A 19094-nucleotide genomic window follows, 5' to 3' on the forward strand; every position below is an offset into this window, starting at 1 on the left:
GGGCTTTTCCCTTCGGTCTTGCGTTTCCGACTCTATCAGACTCTTTCGTGTCCGATTCCCGGTCGAAGCGGGGTCGCTTTCCAGTTCTTCGCTTTTGCGTTTCCCTTTCCGGCGGTTCCAACCTTACCAGACTTCATTTCCGTTCCGTTTCCGGTCCGAATTTGAATTCCGGTGGCCTTTGGAGTGGCCTTTGCCTTTCGGCTGACTCGACTTTACCAGAAGCATTCAGCTGATTTGATCGGCTGCGTGATTCGGAATCAGAGAATCAATGGCTCTGCGGAAATCCAGTTTCCGGTGAGAGCGAGGAAGACGTTAACCGTTGGGATCGGACCTGTCCAGTCCGACGCAACCGTTAAAATCTACCTCCCCTGGCCGACCATGTCAACGGTCTTTCGGGGCGAAGAGGAGACTAGCAGGTCAGCGGGGTCGTACGCACATCAGGCAGCGACCGGGAGCTCGGCGCTGCGCTCCGTGGCATCGACGTCGCCCCGGTCGCCTGCTCGCGCTGCTCGGCCGCCCAGGATGTAGACGTACGCGAGGAAGGCCAGCTCGGCCGCAATGCCGATGGTGATGCGCCCCCAGGTCGGGAGATCGGAGGGGGTGACGAAGCCTTCGATGACGCCCGAGACGAACAGGACCAGTGCGAGGCCGATGGCCATGCCGATCGCGGCCCGGCCCTGTTGGGCGAGGGCTGAGCGGCGGGTGCGCGGGCCCGGGTCGATGACCGTCCAGCCCAGGCGCAGGCCCGTACCCGCTGCGACAAAGACGGCAGTGAGTTCGAGCAGGCCGTGTGGGAGAACCAGCCCCAGGAAGGTGTCGAGCCGGCCGGCTGAGGACATCAGGCCGAGGCCGACGCCAAGGTTGAGCACGTTGACGAAGAGGATCCAGATCACCGGGATGCCGAGGAACGCTCCCAGGACCAGGCACATGGCTGCGGCCTGGGCGTTGTTCGTCCATACCTGGGCGGCGAACGATGCGGCCGGGTGGCTGGAGTAGTAGGTCTCGTACTCCCCGCCCGGGCTGGTCAGGCGGCGGAGGTCGTCCGGAGCCGCGATGGCCGACTGGACTTCTGGATGCGTGCCGATCCACCAGCCGATGACTGCGGCCAACAGCGTGGAGAGGACGGCCGTGGGTATCCACCAGTGCCTGGACCGGTAGACGGCGGCGGGGAAGCCGGCCGTCAGGAAGCGTGTGGCGTCTCGCCAGGAGGCGCGGCGGGTGCCTGTGACCGTGGATCGGGCACGGGCCACGAGCTGGGTGAGGCGCGCGGTGAGCATCGGGTCCGGGGCGCTGGACTGGAGGAGGGAGAGATGGGTGGCCGTGCGCTGGTAGAGCTCGACGAGTTCGTCGGCTTCCGCACCGGTGAGCCGGCGCCCGCGGTGCAGGAGATGGTCCAGGCGGTCCCACTCGGTGCGGTGGGCGGTCACGAAAACGTCGAGGTCCATGGTCGGCTGCTGCTCCAGGCATGGGTGCGTACGGGTTCGTACTACGGGCGGCGCGCTGCGGGTCAGCTTGGCAGACTGAGGTCCCCAGGGGCAGGGAAGATCGGCGAAGGATGGGGCGGCGATGAGTGAGCTCGTGACCGGGGACGCGGTCGTACTGGGGTTGCGTCCGGCGAAATTGCCCAGCCGAGCGCTGGCGCTGGCCATCGATCTTGCCGTGGTGGGGGCGGCGTTCGTTCTGATGTCGATCGGTTTGGCCATCGCGACGGCGACGCTGGATGACGCGGCACTCGCGGCCGTATCCGTCGCGTCCTTTCTGCTGGTGCTGGTGGGCGGGCCGATCGCGGTGGAGACGCTCAGCCATGGGCGTTCACTGGGGAAGCTGGCGTGCGGGCTGCGGGTGGTCCGGGACGACGGGGGGCCGATCCGTTTTCGGCATGCGCTGGTGCGCGGGGCCATGGGGGTCGTCGAGATTCTGATGACGCTCGGGGTTGTCGCCTGTATCGCCTCGCTGGTGTCGGCCCGGGGGCGGCGGCTCGGGGACGTGTTCGCGGGGACGCTTGTTGTACGGGAGCGTGTGTCGGCGGGACGAGTTGCTGCTGTGCCACCTCCGCCGCCGTGGCTGGTCGGGCGGTTCACGGGGCTGGATCTGTCAGCGGTGCCGGACGGTCTGTGGCTGGCGATACGCCAGTACCTGACGCGGATGCATCAGCTCGACGCGCAGGTGGGCCTGTCCATGGCTGAGCAGCTGGCTGTTCAGCTGGCGACGAGGACCGGGGTTCCGGTGCCCGAGGGGGTGCCCGCCGGGGCGTACCTGGCGGCGGTGGTGAACGAGCGGCAGGCGCGGGATGCGCGGCGGGTGTTCGTCGCTGCGCAGACGGGGAGCGGAGTACAGACGGGGAGCGGAGTACAGGCGGGTGGGGCTATTGCTTCCGTGCCGGTGGGGTCCGGGCCGTCCACGGGAGGTGCGGCAGCGGGTGTTCCCGTGGTCCCGGCAGCGGAGGCGGGCGGAACAGCACCCGCTGCAACGGGGTTCGCGCCGCCTGCCTAGCGGGGCGAGGGCGGGGACTCCAGGTCTTCGAGCTCGATCCCGGGGGCCGACAGGACCACGTCGCCGGCAATGTGAATGGTGTGCTGCTCGCCGGTGTCCAGGGCGCTGACCTGGTATTCGTCCACCGTCAGAGGGCCGTTGTCAGTGGCGTGCGCTTCACTGTTGACCAGGGCCCAGGACTGGTCGACGGTGCGGGGAGCGAGGACCGGGTCCGTGAAGGCGACCAGGCGGACGCGGGTCGCGGGGGAATCGGGGGTGAGGCGCAGCAGTCGTGAGGTCGCGATGAGGAATGCGGGGGATGTGCCGGTGAAGGCGTGGGCGCGCACATTGCCTTCGGTGGCATGAGTGCCGGTCGGGTCGGTACGGACCCAGGTGACGCCTTCGAGGGCGGCGCCGCGGACCTGCCAGCTCGCGGCGTGGAGTTCGAGCCGGATGGGGCGGCCCAGTTCGTCGAGGGTGAGGTCGACGGAGCCGAGGTGGTCGCCGGAAGGGGCGGTGGTCCGGGAGACGTAGCGCCAACCGGAGGGGCCGGGGGCGCACTGGAAGTGTTCTTCGCCGAGGAAGGTGTGATCGTGAAGATCATGGAGCGAATATCGGCCGCGGGGCATGGGGTCCTTCGAGGTTCCTCGGGCGGAGCGGGTGCGGTACGGGGCAGGCCCCCGACACGGGGGTGCGGGGGCCTGCGCTCGTAGCTGCTGCTGAGGCTGTTCCGTCTGCCAGCGGCCGGTCGTCACTGACCGGTGGTGACGTGCGTGGTCGCTGGCGGGGGGGATCAGTAGCGGTAGTGGTCGGGCTTGTACGGGCCTTCGACCTCGACGCCGATGTAGGCGGCCTGCTCCGGGCGGAGTGTCGTGAGCTTCACGCCGAGCGCGTCGAGGTGGAGACGGGCGACCTTCTCGTCGAGGTGCTTGGGCAGCACGTAGACGTCGGTCGGGTACTCCTCGGGCTTGGTGAACAGCTCGATCTGGGCCAGGGTCTGGTCCGCGAACGAGTTGGACATCACGAACGAGGGGTGGCCGGTGGCGTTGCCCAGGTTCAGCAGACGGCCCTCGGACAGCACGATGAGGACCTTGCCGTCGGGGAACGTCCAGGTGTGGACCTGCGGCTTGACTTCGTCCTTGACGATGCCGTCGATCTTCGCCAGGCCGGCCATGTCGATCTCGTTGTCGAAGTGGCCGATGTTCCCGACGATGGCCTGGTGCTTCATCTTGGCCATGTCGGCGGCCATGATGATGTCCTTGTTGCCCGTCGTGGTGACGAAGATGTCGGCCTGGGCCACGACGTCGTCGAGCGTGGCGACCTGGTAGCCGTCCATCGCCGCCTGCAAGGCGCAGATGGGGTCGATCTCGGTGATGATGACGCGGGCGCCCTGGCCGCGCAGGGACTCCGCGCAGCCCTTGCCCACGTCGCCGTAGCCACAGACGACGGCGGTCTTGCCGCCGATGAGCACGTCAGTCGCACGGTTGATGCCGTCGATCAGGGAGTGGCGGCAGCCGTACTTGTTGTCGAACTTGGACTTGGTGACGGCGTCGTTGACGTTGATCGCCGGGAAGAGGAGGGTGCCGTCGCGGTGCATCTCGTACAGCCGGTGCACACCGGTCGTGGTCTCTTCGGTGACGCCGCGGATCTCGGACGCCAGCTGGGTCCACTTCTGCGGGGACTCGCCGAGCGTACGGTTCAGCAGGGTGAGGATGTGGCCGTACTCCTCGCTGTCCGCGGTCGACGGGTCCGGGGCCGCGCCGGCCTTCTCGAACTCGACGCCCTTGTGCACGAGGAGGGTGGCGTCACCACCGTCGTCGAGGATCATGTTCGGGCCGCCGGTGGGGGTGTTCGGCCAGGTCAGTGCCTGCTCCGTGCACCACCAGTACTCTTCGAGCGTCTCGCCCTTCCAGGCGAAGACCGGGACGCCCGCGGGGGCGTCCGGGGTGCCGTTCGGGCCGACGGCGATGGCCGCGGCGGCGTGGTCCTGGGTGGAGAAGATGTTGCAGGAGGCCCAGCGGACCTCTGCGCCGAGGGCGACCAGGGTCTCGATCAGCACGGCCGTCTGCACGGTCATGTGCAGCGAACCGGTGATGCGGGCGCCGGCCAGCGGCTGCGCGGCGGCGTACTCCTTGCGGATCGACATCAGGCCGGGCATCTCGTGCTCGGCGAGGGTGATCTCCTTGCGGCCGAACGCCGCGAGGGAGAGGTCTGCGACCTTGAAGTCCTGTCGATTGGCGACCGTCGTCATAACGGGCTGCTCCTCGTGATGGGTGTCGAGGTGGGCACGGCTGGCTCTGCGGCGGCGGGCACACGAATGCCCGGGCGCTCGCAGCGCAGTCCGTCGGAGGCCCTCTCTCCCTCGGCCGGTCCCCGTATGAGGACCGATCGACCGCCATCAGCAGCGACGTCTGACACTGCCATCGAATCTACACCGACCGGCCCAGTCGCTCCCAGCCCGCCCTGGACGGTCACTGGCCGGAAGGGCGATGCCGGGAGCGCGCGGGAGGGCCTGTCGGAGGTGGCTGGGAGGTGTAGGCGGGTTGGTCAGTGGCCGGAATCCGTCGAGGTGTCCGGAGTTCCGTCGGGGGTCGCGCGGGGAGCGTTGTCGGGCGCTCCACCTGGGGCCTTGCCGGGGTTGGTGCCGGCTGCGGCGGCGGCCTCGCTGTAGATGTCCGGTTCCAGATAGATGACCCGGGCGATCGGGACGGCTGCGCGGATGCGGGTCTCGGCGGCGTTGATGGCGTTGGCCACTTCGGTGGCCGTGTCGTCGTGCTGCACTGCGATCTTGGCGGCGACCAGCAGCTCTTCCGGGCCGAGGTGGAGCGTACGCATGTGGATGACCGCGGTGACCGTGTCGCCGTCGACGACCGCGGCCTTGATCTTCTCGACCTGATCGGCGCCGGCGGCCTCGCCGAGCAGCAGGGACTTCGTCTCGGCGGCGAGCACGATCGCGATGACGATCAGCAGGACACCGATGCAGAGGGTGCCGATTCCGTCCCAGACGCCGTTGCCGGTCCCGAGGGCCAGGCCGACACCTGCGAGGGCGAGGACCAGACCGATCAGCGCGCCGAAGTCCTCCAGGAGGACGACGGGGAGCTCGGGGGCCTTCGCGCGGCGGATGAACTCCCTCCAGGAGAGCGATCCGCGGGTCTCGTTGGACTCCTTGATGGCCGTACGGAAGGAGAAACCCTCGGCGATGATCGCGAAGATCAGCACACCGACCGGCCAGTACCAGGCCTCGATCTCGTGCGGGTGCTTGATCTTCTCGTAGCCCTCGTACACCGCGAACATGCCACCGACCGAGAACAGCACGATAGAAACGAGGAAGGCGTAGATGTAGCGCTCGCGGCCGTAGCCGAAGGGGTGCTGGGGGGTGGCCTCGCGCTGGGCCTTCTTGCCGCCGAGCAGCAGCAGGCCCTGGTTGCCCGAGTCTGCGAGCGAGTGGACGCTCTCCGCGAGCATCGACGACGAGCCACTGAACAGGAACGCCACGAATTTGGCCACTGCGATCGCGAGGTTGGCGCCGAGTGCCGCCACGATCGCCTTGGTTCCGCCTGACGCACTCATGGGTGCCTGGTGTCCCTTCTTCGGTGCTGCGGCCCTGGCGCCGCGGTACGGCCGGACATTGTTGCAGTCGCTGATGGGGACGTTACGTCAGGCCACCACAGTGGCGCGGAACAGGGTTCCCGTACCGGACACTTCGACCTTCTCGCCGGAGGGTACGAAGACCGAGGCCCCGGGGGTGAGACCGACCGTGCCCGCCTTCGGCGCGCCCGCGGTGCAGAGCAGGATCTGCGGGGTGTCCCTGGTCAGCTCCACGGAGTCGGCGCCGGGCGACAGGTCGAAGCGCGAGAGCCGGAATTCGTCCACGGGCGTCTCGTACAGCTCCTCGCCGGACGGGGACGCCTCGGGGCGCAGGACGCCGGGGTCGGTCGCCTCGAAGCGGACGATGCGCAGGAGTTCTGGCACGTCGATGTGCTTGGGCGTGAGTCCGCAGCGCAGCACATTGTCCGAGTTGGCCATGATCTCGACGCCGAGGCCGTCGAGGTAGGCGTGCGGAACACCCGCACCGAGGAACAGGGCTTCGCCGGGCTGGAGTTCTACGTAGTTCAGCAGCATCGCCGCGATGACACCGGGGTCGCCGGGGAAGTGGTGGGCGATCCGGGCGTACGGGGCGTGGGCGCCGCCGAGGCGTTCGGCGGCAGCCGCCGCCAGGTTCACCGTTTCGGCCATCTCCGTCGGGTCGGCGCTGAGGATCGCGGTGAGGACCTCGCGCAGGGCTGCCTCTTCGGGGTGGGCGCCGAGGAGGTCGACGTACGGCTTGAGGGAGTCGACGCCGAGTGCCGCCATCGCCTCGGCGGCCTCGGTGGGCCTGCGGAAGCCGCACAGGCCGGCGAAGGGGGTGAGCGCGCAGATCAGCTCGGGCTTGTGGCTGGCGTCCTTGTACGTGCGATGGGGTGCGTCGATCGGGACGGATCGGCGCTCCTCGTCCTCGTAACCCTGCTCGGCCTGTGCGAGGTCGGGGTGGACCTGGAGGGAGAGTGGGGCGCCTGCGGCGAGCAGTTTGAGGAGAAAGGGCAGGCGGGGGCCGAACCTCTCGACGGTGGCCCGGCCCAGTTCGCGCTCCGGGTCAGCGGCGATGACCTCGGTGAGAGGCTGCTCGGGGCCGGTCTCTCCGGTGCCGGTTGCACGGGTGAGGCGGGAGGGGGCTCCGGGGTGGGCGCCCATCCACATCTCGGCCTGGGGTTCGCCGGTGGGGGCGATGCCGAGCAGCGCGGGAATGGCGGTGGTGGAGCCCCAGGCGTAAGGGCGCACGGTGTTGGAGAGCCGGTCCATGAGTTCGTCCTTGTGAGATGCGTGGATCGGGAGGTGTGCAGGTCGGCCCGGGCGGTCAGGCGCGAGCTGCCGAGGCGAGTGCCAGGTAGACGGCGGCGAAGTCGGTGACCGCGAGGAGTTCGGCGAGGGCTTCGAGCTCGGTGCCCTCGTCCGGTTCGAGTTCGCTGATCGCCGTGTCGTGGCCGAGGGCCAGTTCGCGGGCGGCTGGCCCGGCGCTCAGGCCGCCGGTGGGTCGGTCGCGGAGCAGTACGACGCGGGCGTGCAGGGGCTCCGGCTCGTCGACCCGGTCGCGGAAGAAGTCGTCGGGGTCGGCGCCGGCGGCGAATGTGCCCGCCAGCAGTGCGCCGTGAGCGGGAAGCGCCTCGGGGAGTTCGGCGGCGAGGGCCGGGCGGCCTGACAGCTCGGCCAGGACGGCGGCGAATCTGCGGCCGACCGGGGCCGCGGCTTCGCCCTCCGTCCAGATGAGGGGCAGGCTGTCGGCGAGTTCGGCAGCGAGGGTCTTGGCCGGGTTGCTGTACGTGGCGATGGCGGGACCGCAGCGTTCCGCGGTGCGGTCGAGGCGGTCGGCGACACCCTGCAGCGCCTCGGCGGGCGCGGTGACCAGGCCGACCCGGTCGAGCAGCGCGAGTAGCGGGGTGAACAGGGCCCAGAGCGTGCCGGGGCCCGCGGCCGACGTCTCGGCGTCGTACTCGCCGTGCGGGGCGGAGGCCATCGGTACCACGAGTCCGTGCGCCCCGTCGATCGCCTCGCGCAGCGGTGACTGGCGGGGGGCGACGGCCACGACGCTGCAGCCGCGGCGGTACGCCTGTTCGGCGAGAAGGGAGAGGCCCGGCTCGGAACCGTCGGCCGTGACGATGAGCAGCAGGTCCACGGAGCCGGCCCAGCCGGGCAGCGTCCAGCGCATCGCGCCCGCGGCGGGGGCGACCCCGGAGGGGTGGATACGGGTGACTGGCGCGGAGGCGCCTGCCAGGGCGGTGATCAGGTCGGCGACGCCGGACGCGGCGGTGCCGGAGCCCGCGACGAGTACGGCGCGGGGACGGCCTTCCGGGTTCAGTGCGGCGATCCCGGCCTCCGCCGCGTGCCGGGCGGCGGTACGGACCCGGGCCCCGGCCTCGGCGGCGCCGCGGAGCAGGCCGCGGCGGTCGGCTCGGGCCAGGGCTTCCGGGGCGTCGAGCAGCGACTCGTCGAGCATGGGGACGGTCCTCCGATCACGTGCTGATCACCGTGCGGGGCGCGGGGCGCGGATGCCGTTACGCGGGGCGGCGGGCCTCGTCGACGAGGAGGACCGGGATGCCGTCCCGTACCGGGTAGGCCAGACCGCAATCCGTGCCGGTGCAGACCAGCTCGGGGCTGTCGGCTGCCGACCGGTCGTCGAGCGGAGAGTGACAGGCCGGGCAGGCGAGGATCTCCAGAAGGCCGGCTTCGAGCGGCATGGGGTGAGTCCCTTCAAGCATTCGAACAAGCGGTTCGGGTTCGCGCGGATCGGGCGACGTCAGCCTACCGCCGGGGTGCGGGGGATGCGGCCCGGGCCGGGGGCGGGGTGGGCGCCTGCGGCCGGCCGTTCCCCTGCCTGCTCCTTCCCGAACCGGCCCGGGCCGGTTCCCGCTCCTCAAACGCCGGGGAGGCCGGCATTGCCGGGCGGGCCGGAATCGCCGGACAGGGCGGAACCGCCGGGCTCGCCCTACGAGGCCCGTTCCCGGACCAGTGCCAGCACCTCGTCCCGTACCGCCGTCATCGTCTGCTCGTCCCGGGCCTCGACGTTCAGGCGCAGCAGGGGTTCCGTGTTGGAGGCTCGGAGGTTGAACCACCAGTCCGGTCCCGTGACCGTCAGGCCGTCCAGGTCGTCGGTCGTGACACCGTCGCGGGGTGCGAAGGATTCACGTACCGCTGCTGTGCGGCCCGGCTGGTCGGCGACCGTGGAGTTGATCTCGCCGGATCCGGTGTAGCGGTCGTACTGGGCCACCAGTTCCGACAGCGTGCCGTCCTGGCCGCCCAGCGCGGCCAGGACGTGGAGCGCGGCGAGCATGCCCGTATCGGCGTTCCAGAAGTCACGGAAGTAGTAGTGCGCGGAGTGTTCGCCGCCGAAGATCGCGCCGTGCTCGGCCATCTCCGCCTTGATGAAGGAGTGGCCCACGCGGGTACGGACCGGGGTTCCGCCGTTCTCGCGGACGACCTCGGGGACCGAGAGGGACGTGATCAGGTTGTGAATGACGGTGCCCTTGCCGCCGTTACGGGCGAGTTCGCGGGCCGCGACCAGGGCGGTGATCGCGGACGGGGAGACGCCCGCGCCCCGCTCGTCGACGACGAAGCAGCGGTCGGCGTCGCCGTCGAAGGCGAGGCCCAGGTCGGCGCCCTCGGCCACGACGCGGGCCTGGAGGTCGACGAGGTTCTTCGGGTCGAGGGGGTTGGCCTCGTGATTGGGGAACGTGCCGTCGAGCTCGAAGTACATCGGCACGAGGTCGACGGGGAGCTCCGCGAAGACGGTGGGGACGGTGTGGCCGCCCATGCCGTTGCCCGCGTCGACGACGACCTTCAGCGGGCGGATCGATGCGAGGTCGACCAGGGACAGCAGGTGCGCGGCGTAGTCGGGGAGCGTCTCGCGCTCGGTGACGGTGCCGGGGGTGGCGGCCGGTTGCGGTGTGCCGGTCTCGGACCACTTCTCGACCAGGGCGCGGATCTCGGAGAGTCCGGTGTCCTGGCCCACGGGTGCGGCGCCCGCCCGGCAGAGCTTGATGCCGTTGTACTGCGCCGGATTGTGCGAGGCGGTGAACATCGCGCCGGGAAGGCCGAGGCTGCCGGAGGCGAAGTACAGCTGGTCGGTCGAGCAGAGGCCGATCAGTGTGACGTCCGCGCCGCGCACCGCGGCGCCGCGCGCGAAGGCTCCCGAGAGACCGGGCGACGAGGGCCGCATGTCGTGGCCGATCACGATCGCGTCCGCGCCCGTCACCTCGACGAACGCCGCCCCGAACTGCTCGGCCAGCGATTCGTCCCACTGGTCGGGCACCACTCCGCGCACGTCGTACGCCTTGACGATCTGCGACAGATCAGCAGCCACGGGCCGGTCCTCCTGAGATTTCTGCGGACCGCCCAAACTACCCGGCGGCTGTTCGGGCGGGCCGTGGGGTCTTGCGGCTGTGCGGTTGCCCGGCTGTGCCCACGGTGACCGGGGCGGCGGTTGCCGCTTTGTCCTCATTGCCAGGCGGGGTTGAGTGCCGTGCCGCTCAAGGCAGCATCCAGCCCAGCGCCGCCGTGCTCTGTGCCAGCACGATCAGGCACATCACAAGCAGCAGTCCCAGGCTCCACGGCAGCACCTTGCGCAGCAGGGAATCGGCTACGGGTTCGAGTTGCTGGACAAACACGCAGACCTCCCCGGATTCCGTGATGCGGAAAGCTGCTTTTCATGAGAGAGGGAATAGCCGTGTCCACGACAAGCTTCGGTCAATGACTCGTACGCGAAAACTTGAACGGGACATCATGGGCGGGACGCGCCGAACGACACGGCGTGCTCAGGAGTCCGGTGAGCGCAGCACCCGCAGATGGCCACGGCGACCGACCTCCATCGGGTCCGCGGCCTGCGGGCCGCCGCCCCTGCCGTCGGTTCCGCGGTCGTGCGGCCGCGCCGCTTCCCGTACGGCGTTGGCAAGCGCTTCGAGGTCGTCGCCGCTGGGGCGCGTGGGAGCGGAGGGGTCGGAGAGCCTGACGACCTCCCAGCCACGTGGTGCGGTCAGCCGCTCACTGTGCTCGGCACAGAGGTCGTAGCAGTGGGGCTCGGCGTAGGTGGCGAGCGGGCCGAGGACCGCAGTCGAGTCGGCATAGACGTACGTCAGTGTCGCGACGGCAGGGCGGCCGCACGCGGTGCGCGAACAGCGACGTACAGGGCTCACGATGTTGGACGGTACCGCACTCTTGAGCGGGCTGCGACGACTCTCCCTCAGGTCACCCCACCGTGTCGCCCTGTGACCTCCGGCACAACCGCCTTCCGGACAGTCCTCCTGACCTGCGGAGGAACCCGGAGGCGCAGACCGTATCGGCAACGATTCCGGTCACCACTCGACACAAAAGCTGTCATTCAGCAGGAGATCAATGGTCAGGAGCTGGGCCTGAAACGGCCTCCCGTCTGGCCGGATTGTTCAGGATTGGACATGCCGACGCCCCGTCAGGGAGCAGCGATCCACCTGCGCCGCAGAGAGTTACCCTGCGTCAGTGATGGACAGTCCCGTACCTCCCCACCAGTCCGAGCCGCGCCCCCGCCGTCGTGACCGCCATGGCCGCGGCATGCGCGGGCCCGTCGCCCCGCCCCAGGTGCCGCTCTCGGCCAGCAGGGCGGAGAACTTCCGTGATCTCGTGCAGGATTCGGTGGAACGGCTGGAGCGGCGCTGGCCGCAGCTGGCCGATGTCGACTTCATGGTGCTCGATGTGCCGGGGACTCAGGAGGAGACCGTACCGCTGGGGCGTGCGGTCTCGGCGGAGAAGGACCAGCCCGCACAGGTCATCATCTACCGGCGGCCCGTCGAGATCCGCACCAAGAGCCGCGACGAGCGCGCCCTGCTGGTGCACGAGGTCGTGGTGGAGCAAGTCGCGGACCTGCTCGGTCTTTCGCCGGAGTCGGTCGATCCGCGGTACGGGCAGGAGTAGGAGCGGCGGTACGAGCGGGCCCGGCGCCCGGTCCCACCCGTACCGCCCGCTCAGTCGTCCAGGACCGACAGGTCCTGCTCGACCGCGGGCACCTCGACCGTTCCGCCGTCGTCCGGCAGGGTCTGCACGGTGAACATCTGGATGCCGTCCTGCGGCAGGGCGAGCGTGCGTGCGGCATGGACCGGGCCGCCCGACTGTGTCTCCACCGTCAGCGCGTAGCTGCCCTTGAGCCCGGACGGTACGGGCGGGGTGACCGCGAGCGTCGTACCGCCCTTGACCGTGTACGTCTTGACGGCCGGTTCGCCGCCCCCGCTGCCGGCGGAGGCGGTGACCTTCACGGTGGCGGTGGCGCCCGGCGCGGTGAGCGAGAGGGTGGAGCCCTTGGCCCGGTTGTCGGCCGCGGTCGCCTGTGCGCCCACCGGGCCGGTCGCCGGGATGTAGCCGACCTCCTGTGCGTCGCCCTTGCCGCGGACCACACGCAGCGCGGCCACCACCGGGGTGCCCTTTCCGCCCCGGGCCGGGGTGAGCAGCAGGGAGCCGGCTTCGCCCCTGGTGACGTCCTTCAGGTCGACGCCCGCGGTCATCCTCGACTTGACGTGGAGTTCCTCGTGTCCGGCCGGGGAGATCGCGCCGTTCTTGGCGAGCAGTTTCACCTTCAGATCGGCGTCGTCGTCGCCGGATGCAAAGACCACCAGGCGGACCGAGGTGGCGTCCGCCGGGATACCGGGGAGCACCAAGGTGCCCGTCGGGTCGGCCGAGGCGGCCAGCCAGTCGCTGCCGACCTCTTCGTCCGCGGCCCTGACGACCGCGCCGACGCGTCCGGTACGGGTGGTGACGTGGACGGTCACGTCCTCGGCCACCTTGCTGGTCAGCGTGGAGATCAGGACCGGGACGCTGGACCGGGCGGGCACCGTGATGCCCTCGCCCACATCGGACTTGAGGGTGCCGTCCGGTCCGTACAGCTCGATGTCGGCGACGGCCGCGGTGTCGTCGGGGTTGGTGAGGTGGACGTAGTCCTCGCGGGACTTCGCGGTGCTCGCGGCCGGGAACCAGAAGTCCGTGTCGGGTCCGGTGCAGCTGACGCCGAGCAGGCCGCGGGCGCCGCCCGCCTCGACCGTGGTGGTCTGCTGGGTGGTCCAGCCGGGGGCCAGGCGGCCGGTGGCGGTGCCGACCAGCGCGGGGGCGTCGGAGCCGGACTCGTCGGCGGTGGCCGGCTTGCCGGGCTCCTTGAGGGAGACGACCGGCTTTCCGGGATCCGCCTTCGCCTTGTCCTTCTTGTCCTTGTTCCCGTCCTTGTCCGTGGCGTCGCCGGCCGTCGTGGACGTGGACTGCTCCAGTTCGGCCGTACCGGCCTCCCCGCCGCTGCCGCCCGCCGGGGTGAACGACGTGTATGTCGTCTCCGCGAGGTCCGAGAGACCGGGCGCCGGGCAGAGCAGGCTGGACCGTTCCACCGGCAGCCGGGTGGCGGCCTTCGTCTCCGTCGTGCCCCCGTCGCCGGGCGCGGTGAACGCGGCGAAGCCGGTGACGGCGGCGAGGGCGACGGTGCCCGCGATGAGGGACAGGCTGGTGGACTTCACTCGGACTCGCCTCGCGATGCGTTACCGGTCGGCCACGGGTTCTGGCCCGGGGCGGGGTTCTCGTCGGGGTTCTGCGGGTCGTACTGGCCCTGTTGGCCGTAGTGGGCCTGGGGGTCGTACGGAGCCTGCGGGTCGTACTGCGGGGGTTGGGGGGCGTACTGGGCCTGCGGGTCGTACTGCTGTTGCTGCTGCGCGTAGCCGTACGGGTCGTAGGCGTTCTGCTGGTACGGGTCGGCGGTCGCCTGGTGCTCCTGCTGCGTGCCGTACTGGCCGTCCTGGTACTGCTCGCCCTGGTACTGCTGGTAGTCGGCGCCCTGGTACTGCTGCGCGTCCCATTCGCCGTACTGCTGCTGCGGCACCGCCGGGTACTGGCCGCTGTCGGCCTGCGTGGCGAACACTTCCTGGTCGTCGGTCTGCTGCGGATGCGGTTCGGCCGTCTGCTGTGCGGGGATGTACTCCCCCGCCTCCGCCTCGGCGCCCCCGCCCGGCTCCGACTCGGCCTCCGCCTCCGCCTGGGCGGCCGCGCGCAGCCTGCGTGCCCGGCGCCCCTCGCCCGCGACCGGCTCCGCGGCGACCGCCACGTCCTCCTCGGGCAGGTCGTCGTCGATCTCCCGGCGGCGGCCGGGCAGGGCGAGGACCACCAGGACCACGGCCAGCGCGGCCTGGGCCCAGATCCAGGCGGTGTGGGTGAGCGGGGTGTTGTACGTGAGGTCCAGGGTGCCGCCCTCGGCGGGAAGCTCGAAGCCCTGGGCCCAGCCGTCGACGGTCTTCCGGGTCAGGGCGCGCCCGTTGAGCGTGGCCTCCCAGCCGGGGTCGGCGGCATCGGCGATCCGCAGCACCCGGCCGGAGCCGCCTGCCGGAATCTTTGTGTGCGCCTCGACGGGGAGGGAGCCCACGGGCAGCGGTTCCTCGTCGGCGCCGGACGGGATGATCATGACGCGGGCGACCTGCCGGTCGACCCGCCACAGCGCACTCCCGTCCAGCTGGCTCAGCCGACTGAGGCCCGGGGTCGCGTCGAGGACCCGGCTCATCTCCTTCGGAGCGCCGTCCCGTACCAGTATGTAACGGATCGCGAATCCGCTGAGCTGGCTGCCCTGGTCGGCGCCGGAGCCCGCGACCAGATTGGCGACGACCTTGTCGAGGTGGCTGTTGCTGCCGCCCGCCTCGACCAATTCTGCGTCACCGAGCCGCGCGCCGGAGCCGCGTACCAGGGTGTACGAGACGGCAGCGGGCGATGTGCCGCCGAGGACCAGGGTGCGCGGCTGGTCGCGGGTGGTGCTCTCCTCCGCGACGAACGCGGGCACCTGCACCGGGTCGCGGCGCTCCAGCGGGCCCGCGGCGCCGCCGATCATCCAGCCGGCGGCGGCCAGCACCGGGGCGAGGCCCGCGGCGAGAGCGATCAGTGCGGCGACGGGCTGGCGCCAGCCGAAGCTGAGCTCGGCGACGCGTACCCGGGCGCCGTCCGCGCCGACCAGCGCGGCGACGATCAGCGCGATGCCATAGACGAGGGTGGCGGGGCCCGCCCAGCCCGAGCCGTTGGCGAGAGCGGCGAAGACCAGTGCCACGAGCGCGACCGCCCACGCGGTGCGTACCGCGAACTGCCGCTCCCCGCGCAGCAGCGCCGCCAGCGCGGCGAACACGATGCCGAGCAGCAGCACACCGCCCGCGGCCTTGGGGCCGCCGGGGCTGATGCCGAGCAGGTCGAGTGCGGAGGCCGTGCCCGTACCGATCTCCGGGCCCGCCTCCTTCAGGAAGCCGGACGGGCTGGTGAGGAGCGAGAGCGACCAGGGCGCGAGAACCAGCAGCGGGGTGCCGATCGCGGCGAGGAAGCGGAGCCCGTACGCGGCGATGTCGTCGCGGCGCAGTGCGAGCACCCCGATGCCGAGGACCACGGCGAGCGGCCAGACGATGGGCGTGAAGGCCATCGCGAAGGTGAGGAGCAGCGTGTACGCCCAGGTGGCGCGCCAGCTGCCGCGGGCGTCGCCGACGGCGCGCATGCCGTGCGCGGAGACGGCGGCGCGGGCGATCAGTGGGAGCAGGACGGCCAGTACGGCGGTGCCGAGGCGCCCCGTCGCCAGTGCGCCGGTCGCGGCGGGCAGGAAGGCGTACGCAATGCTCGCCCAGGCCCGCAGCAGTCTTGATTCGAGCAGCGGCCGGGAGACGAAGTACGCGGTGAGCCCGGCGAGCGGGACCGAGCAGACCAGCAGCAGCGTGAGCGCGAAGCCGGTCGAGCCGAGGAACAGCGCGGACAGGGCCGAGATGACGGCGAGGTAGGGCGGTGCGGTCTGCGTGCCGCCGGTACCGACCGTGTGCCAGCCGTCCGCGTACCTGCCCCACAGGTCGGAGACGTCGGCGGGCGCGGGCAGCAGTGCGCCGCCCGCCAGCGCTCCGCCACCGAGCAGGCTGCGGCAGGCGACGAGCGAGACGAACAGCAGAAGGACGAAGAGCACCGGGCCCGGCTTGCGCCCGATCCGCTTCAGCCGCGCGAACTGCTCGATCTCCAGGAAGTCGGCGTCGTCGCCACCGGGACCGGACTCCACGGCGCCGTGCCGTGAGCCGCCCGCGTCGGCATCGGAACCGCCGCCGAAGTTTCCTGCGACCTGCTCGACGGTGGCGCGGACGGTGGCTCCGGGCGGCGGGAAGAGGCCGCGCAGTTCGGCCTGGTCGACGGCGCCCTTGCCGCGGCTGCGCCTGGCCGAGAGGATCCGCCCGGGGCGCAGCAGGGTGCCGAAGAGCCCGGCGACCTCGTCGAGGGCCTGGCCGGGCACCTTGCCGACGAGATAGGCGAGGGTACGCAGCAGGGTGCCGAGGACGAGCCGGAGCATCACCCAGGGCAGGGCCTTGGCGCGTGCGTTGACCAGCATCGTGTAGACGGCGCCTGCCTTGTCGACACGGTGCGGTGAGGCGACCGAGCGTCCTGCGCAGTCGATGGGGCGGCGCTCGCGGGCGGAGGCCTCGGCGTGCCTGAGGATGGCGTCGGGGGCGACGAGCACCCGGTGTCCGGCGGTGTGCGCGCGCCAGCACAGGTCGACGTCGTCACGCATCAGCGGGAGCCCGCGGTCGAACCCGCCGAGCTCCTCCCAGATGTCACGGCGGATCAGCATGCCCGCGGTGGAGACGGAGAGCACGGTACGGACCTGGTCGTGCTGGCCCTGGTCCTGCTCGCGCCGGTCGAGTCCGGTCCAGCGGCGACCGCTGTTGGCGATGGAGACGCCGACTTCGAGCAGCTGTTTGCGGTCGTACCAGCCGCGGAGCTTGGGGCCGACGATCGCGGCGTGCGGGTCGGTATCGACGACGCGCAGCATCTCGGCGAGCGCGTCGGGTTCGGGTGCGCAGTCGTCGTGGAGCAGCCAGAGCCACTGCACCGGTTCGCCGTGCGGCAGTTCGGGCAGGTCGTACGCGTCGTCGCGCCAGGACCTGCTGACGGGGTCCCAGCTGCTGGGGCGCTTCAGGTACGGCAGGTCCTCGGCGGTGAGGACGCCGGCCGTGCGGGTCGCCTCGTCGACGGCGGTGCCGAAGCTCGTACGGCGCGCGAGGTGCAGGACGCGTTCGGCGCCGAGGGCCTCGGTGACCAGCCGCGCGGAGTCGTCGGCACTGCCGGTGTCGGCGGCGACGACGTTCTGTACGGGGCGTTCCTGCCCGAGCAGCCCGGCGAGCGCGTCGGGCAGCCAGCGCGCGCCGTCGTGGGAGACGAGCACGGCGGTGACGACATGCCGGGGGAACTCTGGGGCGGCGGCAGCCGCGTACGGCGCCGTCGATTGGCTGTGCACGGACATCGAGGTACGGGCCCTCCGGCCGGGTCCGGGGGGCGTCCCCCCGGGGGCTGCATCGGTGTACACGCGCGCTCCGTCGGGGCGTTGGCGCGTCTCGGACGGGGCCCCACACTAACGGTACGGACAGCCGCGGTGCCGCCGAGCGGTTGAACGAGGACGGTGGTGGAGCGGTGGTGGGCACAGCAATGGCCCGTCGCCTGCGGGGGGAGTGCAGGCGACGGGCCGTGATCGGTCGCGGTCCGGTGGGCGGCCGGTGCGCGCTTCGTACGCGGTGCTCAGTTGTTCCGGTGGTCCGCGGTCAGACGGCGGCCTTCTTCAGGCGGCGCCGTTCACGTTCCGAAAGGCCGCCCCAGATTCCGAACCGTTCATCATTGGAAAGCGCGTACTCAAGGCATTCGGACCGGACTTCACAGGCGAGACAGACCTTCTTGGCCTCGCGGGTGGATCCGCCCTTCTCGGGGAAGAAGGACTCGGGATCGGTCTGGGCGCACAGTGCGCGCTCCTGCCAGCCGAGTTCCTCGTCCGCGTCCTCGACCAGCAGTTGCTGGAACAGCTCGGTCATGTGCGCCCCTCGTCTGTCTCTTGCGTCCCCGTGATGCAGCCGTTGCTGATTGCGGCCGAACGACACGAGTGAAATTACAAGTGTGTAGCTCCAGGCCAGTCAAGCGAAGATCTGCTATTGGCCCCGGTATTCACTCTGCGGAACCAAGGGTATGCGGAAAGTGTGCAAATCACCAAAAACCTGACATATGCCACGGGGCTCACCGCGCCCCCTCTCTCACCGAGTGAGACGACCGGGGCCACCCTCATGTTTCGATTCGATCACCGAAGCGATCAAGATCACAGTCGGGTCACGAGGCCCCAACGACGTTTGGGGACGCGGTTGATGCGCCACATCTCCGCCGTGACGGCCGCACAAACCTTTCCCTGTCCGCAGTAACCGGATGAGGTGAAACATTACCCCCAAATCGGGCATTGGGTTGACAGCGGAGGATCGAGCCGGTCTCCTTGACTGCATGCCAGCGACCGCAGCGATGTACGCCACCCACATCCGTGGGTTCCGCACCGCTGTCCAGGCGCGCTGTTGCTGTTCCAGCTGTCACAGCTGTTGATGCCGTAGGGCACCCGCTCTGATCCAGCTCCTCCCTTGCAGAGCTTCTCCGTAGAGCTTTCTCTCTGCGCCTCCGCGGCTCTCCGGTCTCCGAGACACCCCGCACATGCACCCCCATGCCGAGGAACCACCGCTTCCATGAACAGCGACAGCGACCTTCAGATCGCCGGCGACATCCTTGAGGTCCAGCACCTCCTCCAGCCGCCCCGCGAGCACCCCTCCACCGTGGCCGAGTTCGTCGGACTCGCCCGCAGCATCGCCGCCGACCGCGCGCTGTGGGCCCCGCTCGTCCGGTACGACACCACCACCCGCTGGTACCGCCGGCTGCGCACAGTTCCCCAAGCTCTCGGCCCCGCTCGAGCAGGGGAGACCCCACTCGGTTACGAGGTCTGGCTGCTGAGCTGGGTGCCCGGCCAGGGCAGCGGGCGCCACGACCACGGTCCGTCCTCCGGCGTACTGACCATCCTGGACGGTCAGTTGACCGAGCAGACCGAGCGCGGGACGCGGGCGCTGGACTCGGGCGCGCAGCGCGTCTTCGCACCCGGCTATGTGCACGAAGTGGTCAACGACTCTCTCGAACCGGCCGTCAGTCTGCACATCTACTACCCGGGTCTGACCGAGATGCCGATGCACGCGGCACAATGCGCCCCGGCGGCCATGGATGTCGTACCCGCCTGACAAACTGCT

16 protein-coding genes are annotated in these 19094 nt (G+C 70.5%); 3 read left to right on the plus strand and 13 right to left on the minus strand.

Going from position 1 to position 19094, the window contains the following annotated elements; genetic code table 11:
- Positions 1-437 precede the first annotated feature (437 nt).
- Positions 438-1445 carry a stage II sporulation protein M gene (locus ACIPEK_RS37735; RefSeq protein WP_402005908.1) on the minus strand — a complete coding sequence of 336 codons (1008 nt, stop codon included), beginning with the start codon at positions 1443-1445 and terminating at the stop codon, positions 438-440.
- Between the two features lie 121 nt (positions 1446-1566).
- Here ACIPEK_RS37735 and ACIPEK_RS37740 point away from each other — a divergent pair, with 121 nt between their 5' ends.
- Positions 1567-2493 (plus strand): RDD family protein, encoded by a 927-nt coding sequence (locus ACIPEK_RS37740; RefSeq protein ID WP_402005911.1) that lies wholly within the window; start codon positions 1567-1569, stop codon positions 2491-2493.
- Here the strand turns inward: ACIPEK_RS37740 and ACIPEK_RS37745 are convergent.
- From ACIPEK_RS37745 to ACIPEK_RS37785, 9 genes are all read right to left on the minus strand, one after another.
- Positions 2490-3101: a hypothetical protein gene (locus ACIPEK_RS37745; RefSeq protein ID WP_402005914.1), complete on the minus strand. Its 612-nt coding sequence runs from the start codon at positions 3099-3101 to the stop codon at positions 2490-2492. The two genes, ACIPEK_RS37740 and ACIPEK_RS37745, sit on opposite strands and share 4 nt — an antisense overlap.
- Positions 3102-3265: 164 nt before the next feature.
- Positions 3266-4723, minus strand: coding sequence for an adenosylhomocysteinase (gene ahcY, locus ACIPEK_RS37750; RefSeq protein ID WP_402005916.1), 1458 nt, complete (start codon positions 4721-4723; stop codon positions 3266-3268).
- Between the two features lie 296 nt (positions 4724-5019).
- Complete coding sequence (locus ACIPEK_RS37755) at positions 5020-6042, minus strand: cation diffusion facilitator family transporter (protein ID WP_402005918.1); 1023 nt, start codon at positions 6040-6042, stop codon at positions 5020-5022.
- Positions 6043-6129: 87 nt separating this feature from the next.
- Positions 6130-7311, minus strand: coding sequence for a mannose-6-phosphate isomerase, class I (manA, locus tag ACIPEK_RS37760; protein WP_402005921.1), 1182 nt, complete (start codon positions 7309-7311; stop codon positions 6130-6132).
- Positions 7312-7366: 55 nt separating this feature from the next.
- Positions 7367-8503 carry an SIS domain-containing protein gene (locus tag ACIPEK_RS37765; RefSeq protein WP_383067974.1) on the minus strand — a complete coding sequence of 379 codons (1137 nt, stop codon included), beginning with the start codon at positions 8501-8503 and terminating at the stop codon, positions 7367-7369.
- A gap of 58 nt (positions 8504-8561) precedes the next feature.
- The gene (locus ACIPEK_RS37770; RefSeq protein WP_030927015.1) at positions 8562-8744 is read right to left on the minus strand and encodes a Trm112 family protein; all 183 of its coding nucleotides are present in this window, start codon (positions 8742-8744) and stop codon (positions 8562-8564) included.
- Between the two features lie 248 nt (positions 8745-8992).
- Positions 8993-10366, minus strand: coding sequence for a phosphomannomutase/phosphoglucomutase (locus tag ACIPEK_RS37775; protein WP_402005925.1), 1374 nt, complete (start codon positions 10364-10366; stop codon positions 8993-8995).
- A 166-nt stretch (positions 10367-10532) separates the two neighbouring features.
- A complete protein-coding gene (locus ACIPEK_RS37780; protein WP_402005997.1) occupies positions 10533-10670 on the minus strand; it encodes a hypothetical protein in 138 nt (45 codons plus the stop codon).
- A gap of 147 nt (positions 10671-10817) precedes the next feature.
- Positions 10818-11195, minus strand: coding sequence for a DUF3499 domain-containing protein (locus tag ACIPEK_RS37785; RefSeq protein ID WP_402005928.1), 378 nt, complete (start codon positions 11193-11195; stop codon positions 10818-10820).
- A gap of 322 nt (positions 11196-11517) precedes the next feature.
- Between ACIPEK_RS37785 and ACIPEK_RS37790 the strand changes: the two genes are divergently transcribed.
- Entirely contained in the window at positions 11518-11946 is a 429-nt protein-coding gene (locus ACIPEK_RS37790) for a metallopeptidase family protein (protein WP_383067978.1), read from the plus strand.
- A 50-nt stretch (positions 11947-11996) separates the two neighbouring features.
- Here the strand turns inward: ACIPEK_RS37790 and ACIPEK_RS37795 are convergent, their stop codons facing one another.
- The 3 genes from ACIPEK_RS37795 to ACIPEK_RS37805 form a co-directional block, all read right to left on the minus strand.
- On the minus strand, positions 11997-13523 hold the full coding sequence (locus ACIPEK_RS37795; RefSeq protein ID WP_402005931.1) for a DUF5719 family protein: 1527 nt from the start codon (positions 13521-13523) through the stop codon (positions 11997-11999).
- A complete protein-coding gene (locus tag ACIPEK_RS37800) occupies positions 13520-17299 on the minus strand; it encodes a glycosyltransferase (protein WP_402005934.1) in 3780 nt (1259 codons plus the stop codon). Before ACIPEK_RS37800 ends, ACIPEK_RS37795 begins: the two co-directional genes overlap by 4 nt.
- 295 nt (positions 17300-17594) lie before the next feature.
- A complete protein-coding gene (locus ACIPEK_RS37805) occupies positions 17595-17858 on the minus strand; it encodes a WhiB family transcriptional regulator (protein ID WP_030927001.1) in 264 nt (87 codons plus the stop codon).
- A gap of 687 nt (positions 17859-18545) precedes the next feature.
- Between ACIPEK_RS37805 and ACIPEK_RS37810 the strand changes: the two genes are divergently transcribed.
- On the plus strand, positions 18546-19085 hold the full coding sequence (locus ACIPEK_RS37810) for a cysteine dioxygenase (RefSeq protein WP_402005937.1): 540 nt from the start codon (positions 18546-18548) through the stop codon (positions 19083-19085).
- The last annotated feature ends 9 nt before the right edge of the window (positions 19086-19094 follow it).

It is taken from the genome of Streptomyces sp. NPDC088246, from assembly GCF_044741025.1.
Lineage (GTDB): Bacteria > Actinomycetota > Actinomycetes > Streptomycetales > Streptomycetaceae > Streptomyces.

Bases quoted from the DNA above. Each gene is read 5' to 3' on its own strand.
- ACIPEK_RS37755 (WP_402005918.1), bottom strand. From the start codon at position 6,042: ATGAGTGCGTCAGGCGGAACCAAGGCGATCGTGGCGGCACTCGGCGCC.
- ACIPEK_RS37765 (WP_383067974.1), bottom strand. From the start codon at position 8,503: ATGCTCGACGAGTCGCTGCTCGACGCCCCGGAAGCCCTGGCCCGAGCC.
- ACIPEK_RS37740 (WP_402005911.1), top strand. From the start codon at position 1,567: ATGAGTGAGCTCGTGACCGGGGACGCGGTCGTACTGGGGTTGCGTCCG.
- ACIPEK_RS37805 (WP_030927001.1), bottom strand. From the start codon at position 17,858: ATGACCGAGCTGTTCCAGCAACTGCTGGTCGAGGACGCGGACGAGGAA.
- ACIPEK_RS37810 (WP_402005937.1), top strand. From the start codon at position 18,546: ATGAACAGCGACAGCGACCTTCAGATCGCCGGCGACATCCTTGAGGTC.
- ahcY (WP_402005916.1), bottom strand. From the start codon at position 4,723: ATGACGACGGTCGCCAATCGACAGGACTTCAAGGTCGCAGACCTCTCC.
- ACIPEK_RS37735 (WP_402005908.1), bottom strand. From the start codon at position 1,445: ATGGACCTCGACGTTTTCGTGACCGCCCACCGCACCGAGTGGGACCGC.
- ACIPEK_RS37770 (WP_030927015.1), bottom strand. From the start codon at position 8,744: ATGCCGCTCGAAGCCGGCCTTCTGGAGATCCTCGCCTGCCCGGCCTGT.
- ACIPEK_RS37745 (WP_402005914.1), bottom strand. From the start codon at position 3,101: ATGCCCCGCGGCCGATATTCGCTCCATGATCTTCACGATCACACCTTC.
- ACIPEK_RS37790 (WP_383067978.1), top strand. From the start codon at position 11,518: ATGGACAGTCCCGTACCTCCCCACCAGTCCGAGCCGCGCCCCCGCCGT.
- ACIPEK_RS37800 (WP_402005934.1), bottom strand. From the start codon at position 17,299: ATGTCCGTGCACAGCCAATCGACGGCGCCGTACGCGGCTGCCGCCGCC.
- manA (WP_402005921.1), bottom strand. From the start codon at position 7,311: ATGGACCGGCTCTCCAACACCGTGCGCCCTTACGCCTGGGGCTCCACC.